Raw genomic sequence first — 18,339 nt, 5'->3', positions numbered from 1 at the left:
CTCTTAGTCTTGTTTAGGCATAGGCCACTCTATCTAGAAAATAAAGTGGTGGGTTGTACTGGACTTGAACCAGTGACCCTCGCCTTGTAAGGGCGATGCTCTCCCAACTGAGCTAACAACCCGAATTGTGTTTCAATTTATACTCTTGAATCGAGTTCAATGTCCAATTCTAATCTAAGAGTAGAAGTGGTGGGTTGTACTGGACTTGAACCAGTGACCCTCGCCTTGTAAGGGCGATGCTCTCCCAACTGAGCTAACAACCCAAATTGTGTTTCAATTTATACTCTTGAATAGAGTTTTATGTCCAATTCTAATCTAAGAGTAGAATTGGTGGGTTGTACTGGACTTAACCAGTGACCCTTGCCTTCATCAGGCTTAGTGCGATGCTTTGCATCGACCACTCCATCTAAATAAAGAATAAAGTGGTGGGTTGTACTGGACTTGAACCAGTGACCCTCGCCTTGTAAGGGCGATGCTCTCCCAACTGAGCTAACAACCCAATTTGTATTTCAATTTATACTCTTGAATAGAGTTATGGTGGGTTGTACTGGACTTAACCAGTGACCCTTGCCTTGATCAGGCTTAGTGCGATGCTTTGCATCGACCACTCCATCTAAATAAAGAATAAAGTGGTGGGTTGTACTGGACTTGAACCAGTGACCCTCGCCTTGTAAGGGCGATGCTCTCCCAACTGAGCTAACAACCCAAATTGTGTTTCAATTTATACTCTTGAATAGAGTTTTATGTCCAATTCTAATCTAAGAGTAGAATTGGTGGGTTGTACTGGACTTGAACCAGTGACCCTCGCCTTGTAAGGGCGATGCTCTCCCAACTGAGCTAACAACCCAAATTGTGTTTCAATTTATACTCTTGAATAGAGTTTATGGTGGGTTGTACTGGACTTGAACCAGTGACCCTTGCCTTGCTCAGGCTTAGTGCGATGCTTTGCATCGGCCACTCTATCTAAATAATAAAGTGGTGGGTTGTACTGGACTTGAACCAGTGACCCTCGCCTTGTAAGGGCGATGCTCTCCCAACTGAGCTAACAACCCAAATTGTTTTACAACGTCTGCCGTTGTGGGGCGGTATTATAGGTTTAGTTTGAAAAGAGTCAACACTTAACTTTAAAAAACTATACTGTGTGATGTTTTTATGCTCAATGCTTTAAGCTCTTCATTATAGAAGAGGTGAGGGGTCTTATATTTTTGGTCCAAGAATCATCTTAACTTGGGGAAAATAAGTTGCTGAGCTTTGCATGCTATAGCGCGAAATTAAGCTGGGTTGGATACCATGCGGAAAAAGAAAAGAGCCGTAAATCACTCTGGCCTAATTGGATTTAAAACTAAAAGGCGGAGGTGCGGTAACTATGTGTTTTAAATTGTGTAATAAATAATCCAATTCAAGGTGTTAGGCTTGCAAAGGGGAACTGCTTGGTTATATTCTATGCTTCTTGATTTAAAATGAATCAGTTAGAAAAAACTTTCATAAAAGTTGTTGACTTTATTTTTGCTCCTGCATAGAATGCGCCCCGCACTCAGCGATACAGGCTAGCAGTTCAAGTCTGACTATTATGGGGCTATAGCTCAGCTGGGAGAGCGCTTGCATGGCATGCAAGAGGTCGACGGTTCGATCCCGTCTAGCTCCACCAATTTATCGTTAGTGCATATGTCCTAGTACATAATTCAAATGGCAACGCCTCGAGTGCGAAGTTGTTTGTTATTGTGTCCCCTTCGTCTAGAGGCCTAGGACACCGCCCTTTCACGGCGGTAACAGGGGTTCGAATCCCCTAGGGGACGCCACTTACTTCGGTAGGTAACTCGGTTGGCGAGAGAATAAACAGCTAAATAAAGTCCTAGTGACACAGAAAAACTTTCTGTTTTTTGATAAGGCCATTCGCCTCGCAGGCTCGGTCTCATCTAACGCAGAAATTGCAAATCAGTGATTTGCAAAACAATTTCTGCGTCCCCTTCGTCTAGAGGCCTAGGACACCGCCCTTTCACGGCGGTAACAGGGGTTCGAATCCCCTAGGGGACGCCACTTACTTTGGTAAGTAACTCGATTAGCAAGAGAATAAACAGCTAAATAAAGTCCTAGTGACACAGAAAACTTTCTGTTTTTGATAGGGCCATTCGCCTCGCAGGCTCGGTCTCATCTAACACAGAAATAGCAAAACGATGATTTGCAAAACAATTTCTGCGTCCCCTTCGTCTAGAGGCCTAGGACACCGCCCTTTCACGGCGGTAACAGGGGTTCGAATCCCCTAGGGGACGCCACTTACTTTGGTAAGTAACTCGGTTAGCAAGAGAATAAACAGCTAAATAAAGTCCTAGTGACACAGAAAACTTTCTGTTTTTGATAGGGCCATTCGCCTCGCAGGCTCGGTCTCATCTAACACAGAAATAGCAAATCGGTGATTTGCAAAACAATTTCTGCGTCCCCTTCGTCTAGAGGCCTAGGACACCGCCCTTTCACGGCGGTAACAGGGGTTCGAATCCCCTAGGGGACGCCACTTACTTTGGTAAGTAACTCGGTTAGCAAGAGAATAAACAGCTAAATAAAGTCCTAGTGACACATCTGTGTCCCCTTCGTCTAGAGGCCTAGGACACCGCCCTTTCACGGCGGTAACAGGGGTTCGAATCCCCTAGGGGACGCCACTTACTTTGGTAAGTAACTCGGTTAGCAAGAGATTAAACAGCTAAATAAAGTCCTAGTGACACATCTGTGTCCCCTTCGTCTAGAGGCCTAGGACACCGCCCTTTCACGGCGGTAACAGGGGTTCGAATCCCCTAGGGGACGCCACTTATTTTCTGTATTCTACTCTCATCATAAAAATGTTCATATTTTCCTTTCATTGTTGTTTAAGTTCAGAACTCTGCTAGTTTTTATATTAACTTTCTGTTGTTCGTTAAGTATTCATACCAATTTTTCTTAATACTTGATCCTTCAAAATAGAACACTTAATTGTGTAAATTGGTATCAAATTATATTTCACTATGATCTCAATCAGTCTTTCGGTGAAATTTCTTACGATTTTTAAGAAAGTAATAATTTATTATCTATTGCCCTTTTTAATCGAGAACGAGCTATGACAAAAGGTAGAGCTGATTACACAGGAAAAGAGAATGATTATCCAAGTTCTTACAATCTACTTTCAACGACAAACGTAAAAGGTCAGATAAAGTATGCGAATTCGCAGTTTTGTGAAGTTGCAGGGTTTTCACTTAGTGAGTTAGAGGGGAAGCCCCATAATATCGTTAGGCATCCAACAATGCCTAAAGCCGCTTTCAAGAACCTATGGGATTATATCGAAGCGGGCAAACCTTGGATGGGAATGGTTAAAAACCGCTGCAAGAATGGCGATTACTATTGGGTTAATGCTTTTGTCACTCCTATTAAAGATGCATCTGGTAAGACTGTCGAATATCAATCAGTGAGGACAAAGCCGAGCCGGGAGGTCGTTAACCGTGCAGAGGAAATCTACACTGATTTAAATAATGGTGTGTCACTAAGTAAATTTACTCGTGCCTCTTGGTCTTTGTCAGCTCAAATGATGGCAATAATCATTGTTTTCTATGCCCTAACCATGTTGATCTCAACTTTATCATCACCTTGGAATTACCTCGCTGAAACTCTGCTTACTCTTGCTGTATTATTTATTACTTATTCTCGCCTTGCTCCAGTGCGGTCGCTCAGCGAAAAGGCAAAAAAAGTATACGATAACCCTCTGATGCAAAAAGTGTATCTTAATAAGGTTAATGATGTTGCATCTATAGAGCTTGCCTTACTTGCTAGAGAATCCGAGCTTCGGGCTGTGCTTGGGCGTGTTAAAGATGCTAGCGCCACCGTTTCAGAGTACGCAACCAAAACGATGCAAGAATGCAAAACGAGTTCTGATATTTTAAATCGACAGCAAGCGCAAACCGGCTCCTTAGCAACAGCCATTAATCAGATGTCGGTGTCGATTGGTGAAATCGCCTCTAATACTAACAATGCAGCGCAGCAATCCGAAGCGGCGCTTGAATCCGTTGTGAAAGGCAACAAAGCCGTTGATGACAATATGGAAAATAATTATGCCTTATCGGAAGAGTTATCTCGCACGCAAAAAGATATAGAAGATCTTAATGCGCAAACAGTTAACATCGAAGGGGTTGTTGACGTGATCCGTGGGATCTCCGAGCAAACCAACTTACTTGCTTTAAATGCCGCTATAGAGGCTGCTCGTGCAGGTGAACAAGGTAGAGGATTTGCGGTTGTTGCTGATGAGGTGAGAGCGCTTGCGCAAAGGACACAAGATTCGACAGCCGAGATTAATGGTATTATTGCCGATCTGAGGCAGCGAGCAGAACGGGCGGTTACTGCCATTCAAAGTGGAGTAGAGCGCTCCTCTGAATGTGTAGTAAAGGCAGAAGGTACTAAAGTGAGCCTTGAAACGATCAACACAATAGTCAATGAAATATCAGGTTTGAACTATCAAATTGCGACATCGACAGAAGAGATGTCGAGTGTTTCTAATGAGCTAAATGCTAATGCTGTGACAATTTCAGGTCTTGCGGATGAGTCTATGGAAAGTGCGCGTAAAACTCATGAAACGATGAGAAGCACTGAACAGGCTTTAGAAAATCAAGAGGTGCTTGTTGAGCAGTTTATTCGAAAATTAAACAGTGCCCACCGTTGAATAGATAACTTAAAGTAATACAGCACTTACCTAGTTGTGTATGGGGGAGATTAATCAGAGCTATCTAGCTCTGATTAATAATAGTAGTAGTAAACGGAGCGGACCTAATACCAATTGCATTAATTAAACACTGTAGCCGTCTTCAACTCCTTTCACGGCATAGGCTACTGCATCATGAGCATGAAGAGATTCGTAATGGTTTATCTTCACATAGAAATCTAAATAAGCTTGCTGGTTTAGCAATGCTTTTAACTTTCTAGCTGCATCTTCACAAAACATTAGGTTTTGGCCATTTAGGCGCGCAAACTCTTGTTCATCTTCTCGTTTTACTGCGGCTTGAACGGGGGTTTTCAACTCATTTTCAACCAACTCAATTAGATCCAAAATCTCAAATTCAGTACTATTATTCGTAAGCTTAACTTTTATATTTGCAATCGAGCGCTGAGAGTGGGGTGTTGCAACGATCCCTTCTGTGCTACCTAGCCAGTTATGCACACTATGGAAATCTAATTGTTTGCCATCAAAAGCTTGTTGGAAAGCGTTTTGGATCAGTTGACGAGACAATGCTGCCGAACAGGGGCAAGTCGATGAGTAAGCAACGTCAAGCGCCAGTTCTAGCTTGTAAATACCGTTTATCAACGTCGCATCAAGGGTAATTGGGTATGATTTCCATCCCATTTTTTTACTTAAAAGCGAAGGGCGTCTGATAGGCAATTCAAACTGCAGGGTTACTTTTGCACCTGTACTTAAGTCGCTATGCGTACTTAAAAAGTTATCTAACAACTGCTTTAGAGTTTTAGGTGTAAGTACTTGCTCACAAGAAAGCGTATCAAGGGCAAGAAAGAGGCGTGACATGTGAATGCCTTTTGCGTCTTCTTTTTGCAAATTAACAAATGCATCGGCTTTGGCTGTAACAGTAACTTGATTTAGGCCTTTGCTTTCTAATACTAAAGGCAACTCTATGTTACCCATGCCTACCCAGTCTAAAGTTCCTGTTTGTAACGCACTAGCACTGTGTGCAATGTCTGGCATGTTATTTTGCATCGACGCTCTCTTTTCTCACGACTTAAAAAACGGGCATATTACACGAAATCAGATTAAGTTGGGATGGTGCGCTTAAATCTATCCGCACTAAATTAGATGAATTGTGCATTTAGTGATACAGAGTCTCATTTCTGTTATCTATCGTTCTGCTTAGTGTGTATGAAAATGAGTGAATGATCTGGCCCTGCAATTTCTATACTCGCTTATTACTAGGGCTTTTGTATAATATTTACTTTGAGGGCTTGAAAAGCAATTCAGTCAGGCTCAAGCGGTAGAATATAAACTTGCCTGACAAGTGTTTAACAATGGTGAAGTAATAATATGACAGAAAATTCGTTTGGCTCATGGGCTCGAATTTTATCAAACTTGGTAGAAAGATACGGTAACAAGCGGGCGTTTGCCATCGCTTATGCTTTTACGCTCTTCGTTGCAGTTATTCTATCTTGCATGTTTTACTATGTTGCATTAGGTGTAGTTGAAATTGTCGATATATCGGCACTCTTTTTCTTAACCGCTGTCATTGCGCCCGCTCTTATCATGATGTCCGTCGCGGCAATGCGGGAGGTACATTCATCGAAGGCCTACTTGGAGTCGGCAACACAACAAGAAAAGATGCTGAACCAAACGCTAAAGGACAATATTAATCGTTTAAATAGTGAGATTGACGAGCGTAAAATTGCTTTGCATGCTAAACACCGCGCGATAGATGAATTAAGAAAAGAAATTGCAGAGCGTAAAAAGACCCAACAAGAACTTGCGCAGCAAGGTATGTTACTGCGAAGCATTGTTGATTCATCTCCTGATCTGTTCTATTACCGCGATGAAAACGGTGTATTCGCAGGCTGTAACAAGATGTTCGAATTAGTGATGGGCAAAAGCAGTGAAGAACTAATTGGTAAATCAGTCGAACAAATATATTCAGAGCAATATCTTCCAAAAGTACTTGAAACAGATAGCCAGGTATCAGAAACACAGCAACCATTAACACTTGACGTAGAGTATCCCGTTGAAGGCGAACCTCGTTGGTTTGAAATGCGCAAGCTGCCATTTATCAATGATAAAGGCGAATATATAGGCTTGTTGGCCTTTGGTCGTGATATTACTAGTCGTAAAGAAGCCGAGCAGGCGTTAGAAACTGCGTATAAGGATAAAGGTAAGTTTATTGCTACGCTAAGTCATGAATTAAGAACTCCGCTCAATGGTATTGTTGGTCTGACGCGCATGATGTTAGACACCGACCTGACTGCGCAACAAAAAAGCTGGTGTAATACCGTGTTTTCAAGTGCGGAGACGCTTGGCAATATTTTTAACGACATCATTGATTTAGATAAAATTGATAGGGAGCAGCTAGATATAGCAACAGACAGTATCAATGTTTCTGATTTTATAAACGATGTAGTCAACTTTGCAGGTCTAATTGCTGATCAAAAGGGCTTAGAATTTACTATCAATCGTTCCGGAATCTTAGACGTTTATGCGTTACTCGATCCGACACGTCTACGTCAGGTACTCTGGAATCTAATTAATAATGCAGTGAAGTTTACCCACAAGGGTAATGTGACGCTGGAATGCCGCCGCGAGAATCGAGATGATGGGCCTTGGCTGACAATTAGTGTTATAGATACAGGTATGGGAATATCCGAAGATCAGCTTGAGCGGATCTTTGAGATGTATTACAAGGCTCCGGATGCATCGGGCAGCAATGCGATTGGCTCGGGCATTGGCCTTGCGGTTACTAAAGCTTTAGTTCAGGCTATGAAAGGAACGATAGCGGTTACTAGCCAAGAAGGTAAGGGGAGTCGTTTTGATGTTGAGATCCCGTTACAGCTATGTAATGCACCGAAAGAACAAAGTTACGCTGGTAGAAGCTTGTACATTTTACTTGTTGAGGATGTGCCGTTAAACGCTGAAATTGCAACAAATCTATTAGAACAGCGGGGGCATGAAGTTATTTGGGCTGAAACTGGCGAGGACGCTCTTTCGTTTGTTGAAACTGAAGATGACCTAGATCTCATTCTTCTGGATATGCAGCTACCAGATATCAATGGTGATGTTGTTGCGCGTCAAATAAGAGAAGACAGCCACTTTGATCACTTACCAATAGTTGCCTTAACCGCAAACGTCAGAAGCGCCGAGCAAGAGCTTGAGGGGATTAATGTTCAGGGAGCTTTGGCTAAACCAATAAATACTACTAAGCTCGACAAAATGCTCGCTGAGTTATTTGGAATTGAGGCACAGAAAAACAAACAAAGTATCGATATTCGAGAAGCGTTATCACAACCTGAGTACTCCGATTTAGATATAGAGACCATTTGCGACTTTGTTGAGTCTATGGGGGCTGCTGCATTCCAAAGAAGCTGTGACCTATTTACTAAGCTCAGTCCTAAGTACTGTCAAGAGCTCAGAGAGGCTGTTGCACAGAATGATATCGAGGAATATAGTGCGGTTGCACATAAAGTTAAAGGTGCTGCTGGTTCGGTAGGGCTGCAACTTGCCCAATTACAAGCGAAGAAAATGGAATTAGAATCAGAAGGCAAAGAGGATGAGACACTATTGAATTGGGTTTCTGAGTTAGAGGCAAAAATAGAAGAAGGGCAAGAAGCCCTTCATCCATTAATTGCAAAACTCGCTGAAGATCAGTAAAAACGATTATTGAGCGTCGAGTTTACCAATGAAACGGTAACCTTCACCGTGAATTGTACTAATTAATTCAGGCGTATTGTTATCAGTTTCGAAATGCTTACGAATACGACGAATAGTAACGTCAACAGTACGGTCGTTTGCGCGAAGTTCACGACCAGTCATGTGCTTGATAAGCTGCTCACGGCTAAAAATGCGGCCCGGCGAATCTAGCATTAGACGAAGTGCACGATATTCACCTTTTGGTAGACGCTTTGAATCGCCTGTTGGAGATGTTAAACAGCGACTGTTTTCATCTAACTCCCAACCATTAAAAGTAATAACGCCGTTGCTATCAATTGTTGACTCTTCTGCAGACGTGCCAGTACGAGAGATTAGGTTGCGAGCACGAATCGTTAGTTCACGCGGGTTAAATGGTTTTGTGATGTAATCATCAGCACCAATCTCAAGACCAAGAATGCGGTCAACATCATTGTCACGACCTGTTAGGAAAATAAGGCCGATGTTTTTCTTCTGACGTAATTCACGCGCCAAAATTAAACCATTTTTACCAGGAAGGTTGATATCCATGATTACAAGGTTGACATCATCATTTGATGTCAACTTGTCATGCATGTCATCGCCATCAATGGCTTCGATTACTTTGTAACCTTCCGCTTCAAATAAACTAACGAGGTTCAGTCGAGTTACGTCTTCATCCTCTACAATTAGAATGACTGGCGTTTGCATTATTAATTAACCTTTTCGGAATATATAATTTACAATGTGTCCGGACTTATATAATAAATCCGAATATTTACGATTATAGGAGCTTATCCAATTGTTAACAAGTAAAATCAGTTGGGATGAAACTTGGATACGGCAAGCAGCCTTGAGCGCACGATGAAGTACTGTTTTTCTAGTGCTTGCTTATTTATATACAGTCGAATTTTGCTCCCTTCTTGGACCAAAGAAGCAATCCCGCCTCTTTCTAAAAACTCAATACTTTCGCCCACGGTCAACATGTTTGACTCTATTGTATCGGTCCAAGCGGACAGTATATCATTTTCGCTAGTTTCATCAATGTATGTGATATCGCAAGCGCTGGAAAGTTCCCTATAACTCCACGTTTTTTTTGCTTCTACGAGCTCAATGGGTTTGCCTCGCACATTCAGCTTTGTTGCACTTTTTAGTTCAGCAGCAGGCCCTGATTCAAGTGAATAGAAGCAAAATTGAATACTGGTTTTTGTGTTTTCGTCGGGAAACTCGACGAATTTTGCCATCTGATAGAGAAAAGCAGAACGAACCTGATCTGGTGATTTTGCAGTTGTATTTAAGGAGACAAATAAAAGCAAAATAACTAGATTAATCAACCTCATTTTAGATTACCCGACAGAGGAAGAGTTATAATAAATTTAGCACCTTGGCTAAATTCTTCATCTAAAGTGATCGAGCCTCCAAGTGCTTGGGTTACTAGATTATAAACCAAATGCATACCTAGGCCGCTTCCTCCTTCACCTCTACGCGTTGTGACAAACGGATCGAAGATGCGCTTTTTAATTGCTTTGGGTACACCCATTCCGTTGTCTGCGTATTCAATAGCAAGTTGTCCCATTGATGGTTTCACAGTAATTGCAATGCTATTGTTTTGTTGATCTTTAAAACCATGGAGTAAGGAGTTGGATATAAGCTGTTCTAATACTTGTTGTAGTGGTCCAGCTTTACTTTCGATTGCAAGTCCAGAGTCACAGTCAATAGTCACTTCAGGTTGTTTTGTGGAGAGTTCAGCTCGCATAGATGCTACGACTTCAGTAAGCAGGTTTGACAAATCTATTTGTGAGTTCACTTCTAGATCCTGGCTTACGGCAAGGCGCTTAAAGCTAGAAACCAGCTCAGCCGCTCGGTTTAGGTTGCGGTAGATGAGATCAAGATTTTCAATTCCATCGTTAACAAAGCGCTCTAACTGTTTGGAGGTCAAAGACTTTGTTTGAAACGCTTCGCGAATATCGGATAATTTATCTCTTAACAACGTAGAGCCTGTGATACCCAAACCGATAGGGGTATTTACCTCGTGGGCAACACCTGCCACCATTTGCCCCAGCGAAGCCATTTTCTCGTTCTCGATGATTTGGTTCTGGTATTGATGCATACGCTCTAAAGCGTTCAGCAGTTCTTGGTTAGCCTCTCTCAGCGCAATTGTGCGTTGATTCACTTTTTCTTCTAAGCTCTGGTTGAGCTGTTTTATCTCTTGTTTATCCGCTTTATGACGCTCAAGTTGATTTTCGGTGCGAGCTAACATGATATTTAAGTTATTTGCTAATACGTTTAGTTCAGCAATATTGCTGCCAGGCGCTCTTGCACTGTAATTATGATTTTTTGAAACGTCCTGCAATAGTGCAGAGAGTCCTTCAATTGGCGTCGCTATACGCTTTTGGATCCCCCTTGAAACTAGCAATACGAGGAGGAGTACGAATAAGGTGAGCGCGATATCTACTAAGATTTTTTTATTTATATAGTTTGAGAGTCTTTCTAAACCGCCGCGGACATAAACATAACCTTCAATATTCCCCTCATAAATTACAGGTTTAATCAATTCAATGTAGTCTTCTGAGACCTTGGGGGTTTTTAACTCTTCAATTTGATTAACCTTTAGCGGTACTGGTGGTGTTCGACTGGCGTTGTAGCTGGTAAAAAATACAGGGCTGTTGGTTACGTCATCCATGGCATAGATATGGATGTTTTTGATGATATCCACTTGTTGAAAAGACTTTAGACGTGCATCTTCAGTTTTTCGATCATCGAATAAAATTGTGATCTGAGAATTGAACGCAACGATGTCGGCTATCATCTCTATTTTATTGATGATCAGCTGTTTTTGCTCTTTTACATCAAGGTAAGTGGAAATAGATATGGATAAAGAGAGGCACAGCGCGGTTACAAGCATCACTGCGCTGATCAATACTTTTCTTATGCTTGTTTTGGTTAATTGCTTACTCATTCTTATTCCAGCTGTATGATCAGCCTTAGCTGCGGCTACAGAGCTTTTGAGATCCAATAACTCATTATAATAAAGTAGAGCAAATCTTTGAAAATGAAAAGATAAAAGGTGGGTTTGAGTTAAGGTTTACTTGATATAAGCAAGTAAACCTTAGAGTTAGTAAACTACTGCGCTTTATAGATGGCGAATTTAGTGTTTTTAGTGACAACTTCAAACTGTTCAAACTGAGCTTCTAAAATAGGAGGGTATTTTAAGAAGCTATTTGCAACTAGCTGAATATTAGACTTGGTATCCATATGACGCTTGATGTTATGTAGAAATTGCTCAGCGATATCATAGTCTGTTGAAAGGCCTGTATGAAATGGTGGATTGCTTAAAATAAGGTTGAATTTACCATTCAATTCACTTAAACCGTCACTAAGTAGCAAAGTTGCACTGAGGTTGTTTAAAGCTAAAGTCTGCTGCGTGGCAAACAGCGCAAGCGCATTGACATCCAAACAGGTAAACTTAAGAGTTGGGCTGTTCAATAAGGCGTAGCAGGCTATAAGTCCAGCACCACAGCCAAAATCTAACACTTTACCTTTATAGGGAAGGGTGACATTTTCTAGCAATAATTGAGTACCAGCGTCGAGCTTCCCATGATTAAATACACCTGGCAAACTTGCGGCAGTAAACTCTGTTTTGGCGATACGCACTGAAAATGTCTGTACATAATGGCTTAAATCAAAATTTGGGTTGGCAGTAAGCTGATCAAACTCATACAAAATGCAGTGTTTTGCGCTTTCTAATTTATAACAGTGTGCAGCGTGCTCTTTAAGTTGCTTTTCTGCACTTTTCACCCCACTTTTGTTTTCGCCAACAACGAGTAACCTAGTTTCAGCCGTGCTCAAGTGACGAATATTATCAAATACCATTTGCGCTTCAGGTTTTGATTTAGGGTAATAATAAATAACTAAATCAATATCTTGTAACTGCGGTAATTGATGATCTACATAGCTCTTAACGTCGGCGATTTTATCTGCGTGAAGGTGGTCTGCAAAATCGAAACTAAACGCATGAATTGCCGAACTTGGATTGAGCGCTTTTAATTCACGTAGGAAGCCATCGCGCTGATGGTTAATAACCAGAATATTGTTGGCAATAAGCTCTTCTTCATTACGAAGTAGTAATAAACTTGGGTTGGTAAACTGCAACGCTAACTCCTAGTGAATGTACTCAAATAGCTGGGCGATGAAGCAGCCTGTTGAGCCGCTCCATTATAAAGAGTGGGTGTTTAGCTAGTACGCTCGAACATTAAATCCCAAACGCCATGTCCTAAACGATGGCCTCGTTGCTCAAACTTAGTAAGCGGTCTAAAGTCTGGACGAGGAACATAATCATTGCTTTGCGACTGGTTTTTATAACCAGGTGCTGCACTCATCACTTCAAGCATATGCTCGGCATAGTTTTCCCAGTCAGTTGCCATATGGAACACGCCACCTACTTTAAGCTTTTGGCGTATTTTCTCAGCAAATTCAAGTTGTACGATGCGACGTTTGTGGTGACGCTTTTTATGCCATGGATCAGGGAAGAATAGCTGTAATTTAGCAAGGCTGCCATCAGCGATACAATCCGCTAAGATTTCAACTGCATCGTGTTCAAAAACACGTAAGTTAGTGATGCCTTGTTCATCTGCATCCATCAAGCAAGCACCTACACCTGGACGGTGTACTTCTATGCCAATAAAGTTTTGTTGTGGGTTATTTTTTGCCATCTCAACGAGAGACTTGCCCATCCCAAATCCAATCTCAAGAACGACTTCATTGCTGTTACCAAATACTTCTGTAAAGTCTAGCAAACCTTGTTGGTGCTCCAGTCCCATTGTTGGCCAGCATTTTTCTAGCGATGCTGCTTGGCCTTTAGTAAGACGTCCTTCACGCTTAACAAAGCTACGCACTTTTCTGATGTACTTGCCTTCTTCCTGCGCCTGTTCGAGCGCACTTTTGCTTGATTCGTTCATGGTCATTTCTATGCTCGTGAAAATGGTCGCACATTATCGTCATTCAGTTGGCAATAAACAAGTATAGAGTGAAATTTTACGTGGTGACTATTAAAGCAATTGTGATTACACTGGCGGCTTTTGTAGCAAGTACTAGTCAAGTTTATGAAAGTTAGCCAGCAACAAGCTAAGTGGTTTGGTGAGCAAGTTGTGTCTTGGTATCACCTTCATGGTAGAAAAACACTGCCGTGGCAACTCGGAAAAACACCGTATAAAGTATGGATTTCAGAGGTGATGTTACAGCAGACTCAAGTAACCACAGTTATTCCTTATTTTGAGCGCTTTATGGCGCGCTTCCCAACAGTAATTGCATTGGCCGATGCACCGGAAGATGAAGTGTTACACCATTGGACTGGGCTTGGTTATTACGCCAGAGCAAGAAACCTTCATAAAGCTGCAAAAGTGATCAGAGATAGCTATAAAGGTGAATTCCCACAAACATTAGAAGCGGTGATGGACTTACCGGGCATTGGTCGCTCTACCGCAGGTGCGATACTCTCTCTTGCGCTTGGTCAGCATCATCCAATACTCGATGGTAATGTTAAGCGGGTCTTAGCTAGGTTTTATATGGTTGAGGGCTGGTACGGAGTAAAAAAGGTCGAAAATCAGTTATGGTCTTTGAGTGATGCTGTCACGCCAAGCGGTGATGTAAGAGCGTTTAATCAGGCTATGATGGATTTAGGTTCAGGCGTATGTACCAGAAGTAAGCCAAACTGTGATGTTTGCCCACTTGTTGAGGAATGTTCGGCGTTCAAAAATAATCGGGTTAAAGAGTTTCCAAACCCTAAACCCAAAAAAGAGAAACCAAAAAAGCGTACTCACCACTTAATAATTAAATGTGGTGATAAAGTTTTGATGGAGAAGCGCCCTTCGAGTGGAATATGGGGTGGGTTATTCGGCTTTTTTGAGTTTGCAGAGCAAGATGAGTTAGACGCGTTTATTAAGCAGCAAGAACTTAAACTTGAATGTACAAATACACTTGAACCCTTTGTGCATATTTTTACGCATTTTGAGTTAACTATTACCCCCGTGGTTGTAGAAGTAAAAAGTATGCCAGATTGTGTGCATGATCAGCAATTGCTGTGGTTCGATACTCATAACCCGCCAGAGGTTGGGCTCGCTGCGCCGACTAAAAAGTTGGTTAAAGTATTAACCGCAATAGGGTAAACTGACGCTATCACTGGTGCTGACTCTCATTGAGTGCACGATTAAAATTGAAGAGGTAGATACTCATGGCACGTACGGTATTTTGTCAAAAGTTACAAAAGGAAGCGCCTGGACTGGATTTTCAACTGTATCCAGGAGAAGTTGGTGAACGTATATTTAATAACATCTCCAAAGAAGCTTGGCAGCAATGGCAGCATAAGCAAACTATGCTAATCAACGAAAAGCATCTTAATATGATGGATCCTGAGCACAGGCAAATGCTTGAAGAGCAGATGGTCGGCTTTTTGTTTGAAGATAAAGAAGTCGAAATTGAAGGCTACAGGCCACCAGAAAAATAAAGGTCGCATCAGCGACCTTTTTATAGCTCATAAACTGGCTAGGGGACGATTAATACTCTCTATCCACAGAAAGCTTGGCAAGTCCTATCAGTGCTTCTTTATGCACTGAGTCAGGTAAAACGCTCAATTGTGCAATCGCTTTTTGGGCTTCTTCTTGGGCTTTAGCCATCGTGAAGTCAAGTGCTTTGGTTTCGGCTAGTGTTGCTAAAATATCGTCAAGATAATCAAGCCCATTACCACTTTCTATTGCTGTTCTGATCTGAGCTGTTTGCTGAGCAGTTGCATGCTGCATTGCATAAATAAGCGGAAGCGTAGGTTTACCCTCGGCGAGATCATCACCAATATTCTTACCCAGCAATTCTGCGTTAGCACTGTAGTCAAGAATATCGTCTACAAGTTGGAAGGCTGTGCCTAAATGCATACCGTAAAGCTTAAGCGCAGTTTTAATTTCGTCTGATTGCTCTAGCACTACAGCGGGTAGTAAAGTTGCAGCTTCAAATAGCTTCGCCGTTTTGCTGTAGATAACCTGCATATAACTCTTTTCAGTTGTATCTGGGTCATTACAGTTCATTAGCTGTAACACTTCGCCCTCAGCGATAATATTGGTTGCATCCGCTAGGATCTGCATGACTTCCATATTACCAAGACCAACCATCAACTGGAATGAACGAGTGTAGATAAAGTCACCAACTAATACGCTTGCCGCATTTCCAAATTCAGCATTTGCAGTCGGTTCTCCACGGCGCAGTAATGACTCATCAACCACGTCATCGTGGAGTAAGGTTGCTGTGTGAATAAACTCTACAATTGTCGCTAGTGTGATGTGTTTATCACCTTCGTAACCTAATGCTCGTGCAGCCAAAAGGGCTAACATTGGGCGGATGCGTTTTCCTCCGCTATTTACAATGTATAAACCTAGCTGTTTTACAAGTGCAACATCAGATTGCATTTGTTGATGTATAAGTTGGTTGACGTCAAGCATATCTTGCTCAACCAAATTTTGGATAGTTTTTATATCCATTGCGCTCCGAGCCAATCTATTAACCGAAAATGAATAAACTCGGCGATTGTACTACAAAAAAATCATCGACTCGATAAATTGTCGTAGTTGCTTATAAAAAAACGTTTTTATGCTTACTTTTTATGCTTTTAATGGTCGCGCAATGGGTGAAATAGGTACAGTAAAATCTCATTTGGTACTGTATTAGGTAAACTATAGATTCGCCTTTTGTCTGATGAATTGAGAGAAAAAAGAGCTTGGCTTTGACATTTTTTTGACTAGAATAGGGGAAAATATTTGATTGCCCTCATACGAGCTAAATTTTATTCACTTTCTTCAAATTTACTCTTGCGCCAAGATACGCATTAGCGTAAACTTCGCGCCCTATTGAAGAATATTAAGTTGCGTCGATTTGAGGGCGCACAGACGGAGTTAATTATGTACGCGGTTTTCCAAAGTGGTGGTAAACAGCACCGTGTGACTGAAGGTCAAACAATTCGTTTAGAAAAGCTAAACGTTGAAACTGGTGCAGCAGTTGAATTTGATTCAGTACTTCTAATTGCTGATGGTGAAAAGATCGAGATCGGTGCACCGTTTGTTAACGGTGGTAAAATTACAGCTGAAGTTGTATCTCACGGTCGTGGCGAGAAGATTAAGATTGTTAAGTTTAGACGTCGTAAGCATTCTCGTAAGCAGATGGGCCACCGTCAGTGGTTCACTGAAGTTAAAATCACTGGCATTAGCGCTTAATTTTTAGAGGTACAGAAAGATGGCACATAAGAAGGCAGCTGGTAGTACTCGTAACGGTCGCGATTCAGAAAGTAAACGCTTAGGTGTTAAACGTTTTGGTGGCGAATCAGTTCTAGCGGGTAGCATCATCGTTCGTCAACGTGGTACTAAGTTCCACGCTGGTTCTAACGCAGGTATCGGTAAAGACCACACAATCTTCGCAAAAGCAGACGGTAAAGTTGTTTTTGAGCAGAAAGGTCCTTTAAACCGTAAATACGTTAGCATCGTTGCTGAGTAATCGGTATTAAATACTAAAAAACCCCGCTTAGGCGGGGTTTTTTGTTTTCAGCACATCAATTACCAAATTAGCTATATCAAGGCGTATTAATACAATTGGTATTAGGAGCGATTTGTCGCTGCTGCTATAATGGTGTAGTGAATTCAGACAGAGTTAAAGAGTTTAAACCATGAAGTTTGTCGATGAAGTAGAGATTAGAGCGGAAGCCGGAGATGGGGGCAGTGGTGTCGTTTCATTCCGCCGCGAAAAGTTTGTGCCAGATGGTGGCCCAGACGGTGGTGATGGTGGCGATGGCGGTAGTGTATTCCTGCAGGCTGATGAAAATTTAAATACGCTTATCGACTATCAGTTTGAACGCTTTCACAGGGCTGAGCGTGGTACCAATGGTCAAGGCCGTAATTGTACCGGTAAAAAAGGTCAGGACTTAGTACTTAAGGTACCAGTTGGTACAAGAGTTACAGATGTCGATACTGAAGAGTGTTTAGGCGATTTGACCAAAAACGGACAAAAGCTGATCGTAGCGAAAGGTGGGTATCATGGTCTTGGTAATACGCGTTTTAAGTCAAGTACTAATCGCGCACCAAGACAGAAAACGCTGGGTACTCAAGGTGAAGTTCGTAACCTTCGCTTAGAATTAATGCTGCTTGCAGACGTTGGTTTGTTAGGTTTGCCAAATGCCGGTAAATCTACGTTTATCCGCAGTGTATCTGCCGCTAAACCAAAAGTCGCTGACTATCCATTTACCACGCTAGTGCCTAATTTAGGTGTTGTAAGACCTGAAGCGAGCAAGTCATTTGTAATTGCTGATATCCCAGGCTTAATTGAAGGTGCCGCTGACGGTGCAGGCCTTGGTATTCGTTTCTTAAAGCATTTAGAACGCTGTCGGGTGTTATTACACATTATTGATGTGATGCCGGTTGACGGTAGTGATCCTGTAGAGAATGGCTTCGCTATTATTAACGAACTGCATCAGTACAGCCCTAAATTAGCGGAAAAGCCTCGTTGGTTAGTGCTAAATAAAGTGGATTTATTGCTTGAAGAAGAAAGAGAAGAAATATGCGCTCGTATTGCTGAAGAGCTAGACGCAGAAAACTTTTATATGATCTCTGCTGCAAACAAGTTAAATACGCAACCTTTGTGCTTTGATATCATGAACCTTCTTGAAAGCATGCCAAAAGATAAATTCGAAGAAGAGCAGCAAGAAGAAGTTGAATTTAAGTGGGACACATACCACAGACATGCAACTAAAAATGATAAGAGCGACGATGATGACTGGGATGACTGGGATGACGACGACTACGATGTTGAAGTTATTTACGAGCGTTAAGTTACATTGAATTTATTCTAAGAGGCCCATATATGGGCCTTTTTTATGCCTATTTGAACAGTATATTACTTCAACTCAGTATTCTCGCCGCAATTCTGTTGAAGAT

The 18,339-nt window shown here is 41.8% G+C and carries 14 protein-coding genes and 13 tRNA genes; 14 read left to right on the top strand and 13 right to left on the bottom strand.

Going from position 1 to position 18,339, the window contains the following annotated elements; genetic code table 11:
* Window positions 1–46: 46 nt before the first annotated feature.
* From GSF04_RS19945 to GSF04_RS19920, 6 genes are all read right to left on the bottom strand, one after another.
* A tRNA-Val gene (locus GSF04_RS19945) sits at window positions 47–122 on the bottom strand.
* A gap of 65 nt (window positions 123–187) precedes the next feature.
* Window positions 188–263 (bottom strand) — tRNA-Val (locus tag GSF04_RS19940).
* A 160-nt stretch (window positions 264–423) separates the two neighbouring features.
* Window positions 424–499: transfer RNA gene (locus GSF04_RS19935), tRNA-Val, on the bottom strand.
* A gap of 131 nt (window positions 500–630) precedes the next feature.
* Window positions 631–706 (bottom strand) — tRNA-Val (locus GSF04_RS19930).
* A 65-nt stretch (window positions 707–771) separates the two neighbouring features.
* Window positions 772–847 (bottom strand) — tRNA-Val (locus GSF04_RS19925).
* A gap of 129 nt (window positions 848–976) precedes the next feature.
* Window positions 977–1,052: transfer RNA gene (locus GSF04_RS19920), tRNA-Val, on the bottom strand.
* A gap of 520 nt (window positions 1,053–1,572) precedes the next feature.
* Here GSF04_RS19920 and GSF04_RS19915 point away from each other — a divergent pair.
* From GSF04_RS19915 to GSF04_RS19880, 8 genes are all read left to right on the top strand, one after another.
* A tRNA-Ala gene (locus GSF04_RS19915) sits at window positions 1,573–1,648 on the top strand.
* Window positions 1,649–1,723: 75 nt separating this feature from the next.
* Window positions 1,724–1,799, top strand: a tRNA-Glu gene (locus GSF04_RS19910).
* Window positions 1,800–1,961: 162 nt separating this feature from the next.
* Window positions 1,962–2,037: transfer RNA gene (locus GSF04_RS19905), tRNA-Glu, on the top strand.
* 160 nt (window positions 2,038–2,197) lie between these two features.
* Window positions 2,198–2,273, top strand: a tRNA-Glu gene (locus GSF04_RS19900).
* A gap of 160 nt (window positions 2,274–2,433) precedes the next feature.
* Window positions 2,434–2,509 (top strand) — tRNA-Glu (locus GSF04_RS19895).
* A 69-nt stretch (window positions 2,510–2,578) separates the two neighbouring features.
* A tRNA-Glu gene (locus tag GSF04_RS19890) sits at window positions 2,579–2,654 on the top strand.
* A gap of 69 nt (window positions 2,655–2,723) precedes the next feature.
* Window positions 2,724–2,799, top strand: a tRNA-Glu gene (locus GSF04_RS19885).
* Between the two features lie 286 nt (window positions 2,800–3,085).
* Entirely contained in the window at window positions 3,086–4,675 is a 1,590-nt protein-coding gene (locus GSF04_RS19880) for a PAS domain-containing methyl-accepting chemotaxis protein (RefSeq protein WP_211858568.1), read from the top strand.
* 123 nt (window positions 4,676–4,798) lie between these two features.
* Here GSF04_RS19880 and folE2 read toward each other — a convergent pair whose 3' ends face one another.
* Window positions 4,799–5,719: a GTP cyclohydrolase FolE2 gene (gene folE2 / locus GSF04_RS19875; RefSeq protein WP_039491428.1), complete on the bottom strand. Its 921-nt coding sequence runs from the start codon at window positions 5,717–5,719 to the stop codon at window positions 4,799–4,801.
* A 321-nt stretch (window positions 5,720–6,040) separates the two neighbouring features.
* Here folE2 and arcB point away from each other — a divergent pair, with 321 nt between their 5' ends.
* Window positions 6,041–8,362 (top strand): aerobic respiration two-component sensor histidine kinase ArcB, encoded by a 2,322-nt coding sequence (gene arcB / locus GSF04_RS19870; RefSeq protein WP_211858561.1) that lies wholly within the window; start codon window positions 6,041–6,043, stop codon window positions 8,360–8,362.
* Between the two features lie 6 nt (window positions 8,363–8,368).
* Here the strand turns inward: arcB and arcA are convergent, their stop codons facing one another.
* The 5 genes from arcA to trmB all read right to left on the bottom strand — a co-directional run bounded on the left by arcA (window position 8,369) and on the right by trmB (window position 13,335).
* Window positions 8,369–9,088 (bottom strand): two-component system response regulator ArcA, encoded by a 720-nt coding sequence (gene arcA / locus GSF04_RS19865; RefSeq protein WP_010379411.1) that lies wholly within the window; start codon window positions 9,086–9,088, stop codon window positions 8,369–8,371.
* Window positions 9,089–9,195: 107 nt separating this feature from the next.
* On the bottom strand, window positions 9,196–9,717 hold the full coding sequence (locus tag GSF04_RS19860) for a YfiR family protein (RefSeq protein ID WP_010379409.1): 522 nt from the start codon (window positions 9,715–9,717) through the stop codon (window positions 9,196–9,198).
* Window positions 9,714–11,336, bottom strand: a complete 1,623-nt coding sequence (locus GSF04_RS19855) for a HAMP domain-containing sensor histidine kinase (RefSeq protein WP_211858559.1) — start codon at window positions 11,334–11,336, stop codon at window positions 9,714–9,716. Before GSF04_RS19855 ends, GSF04_RS19860 begins: the two co-directional genes overlap by 4 nt.
* Window positions 11,337–11,500: 164 nt before the next feature.
* A complete protein-coding gene (locus tag GSF04_RS19850) occupies window positions 11,501–12,529 on the bottom strand; it encodes a methyltransferase (protein WP_211858558.1) in 1,029 nt (342 codons plus the stop codon).
* An 80-nt stretch (window positions 12,530–12,609) separates the two neighbouring features.
* Window positions 12,610–13,335 carry a tRNA (guanosine(46)-N7)-methyltransferase TrmB gene (gene trmB / locus GSF04_RS19845; protein ID WP_211858554.1) on the bottom strand — a complete coding sequence of 242 codons (726 nt, stop codon included), beginning with the start codon at window positions 13,333–13,335 and terminating at the stop codon, window positions 12,610–12,612.
* Between the two features lie 144 nt (window positions 13,336–13,479).
* On the opposite strand from trmB, the gene mutY reads away from it, so the two are divergent.
* Together mutY and GSF04_RS19835 are read left to right on the top strand one after the other, a co-directional pair.
* On the top strand, window positions 13,480–14,541 hold the full coding sequence (gene mutY / locus GSF04_RS19840; RefSeq protein ID WP_039491416.1) for an A/G-specific adenine glycosylase: 1,062 nt from the start codon (window positions 13,480–13,482) through the stop codon (window positions 14,539–14,541).
* Between the two features lie 65 nt (window positions 14,542–14,606).
* Window positions 14,607–14,879 carry an oxidative damage protection protein gene (locus GSF04_RS19835; protein ID WP_010379401.1) on the top strand — a complete coding sequence of 91 codons (273 nt, stop codon included), beginning with the start codon at window positions 14,607–14,609 and terminating at the stop codon, window positions 14,877–14,879.
* A gap of 49 nt (window positions 14,880–14,928) precedes the next feature.
* Here GSF04_RS19835 and ispB read toward each other — a convergent pair whose 3' ends face one another.
* Window positions 14,929–15,900, bottom strand: a complete 972-nt coding sequence (gene ispB / locus GSF04_RS19830) for an octaprenyl diphosphate synthase (RefSeq protein ID WP_211858552.1) — start codon at window positions 15,898–15,900, stop codon at window positions 14,929–14,931.
* Window positions 15,901–16,317: 417 nt separating this feature from the next.
* On the opposite strand from ispB, the gene rplU reads away from it, so the two are divergent.
* The 3 genes from rplU (at window position 16,318) to cgtA (ending at window position 18,233) form a co-directional block, all read left to right on the top strand.
* Window positions 16,318–16,629: a 50S ribosomal protein L21 gene (rplU, locus tag GSF04_RS19825; protein WP_010374575.1), complete on the top strand. Its 312-nt coding sequence runs from the start codon at window positions 16,318–16,320 to the stop codon at window positions 16,627–16,629.
* A 19-nt stretch (window positions 16,630–16,648) separates the two neighbouring features.
* Entirely contained in the window at window positions 16,649–16,906 is a 258-nt protein-coding gene (gene rpmA, locus GSF04_RS19820) for a 50S ribosomal protein L27 (RefSeq protein ID WP_010374578.1), read from the top strand.
* 169 nt (window positions 16,907–17,075) lie between these two features.
* Window positions 17,076–18,233, top strand: coding sequence for an Obg family GTPase CgtA (gene cgtA, locus GSF04_RS19815; RefSeq protein ID WP_211858550.1), 1,158 nt, complete (start codon window positions 17,076–17,078; stop codon window positions 18,231–18,233).
* Window positions 18,234–18,339: the final 106 nt, after the last annotated feature.

The sequence above is a fragment of the Pseudoalteromonas sp. A22 genome, from assembly GCF_018141345.1.
In the GTDB taxonomy this organism is placed as follows: domain Bacteria; phylum Pseudomonadota; class Gammaproteobacteria; order Enterobacterales; family Alteromonadaceae; genus Pseudoalteromonas; species Pseudoalteromonas maricaloris.
The sequence above is the reverse complement of the archived record's forward strand: the minus strand, read 5'-3'. Positions and strand labels throughout refer to the sequence as shown.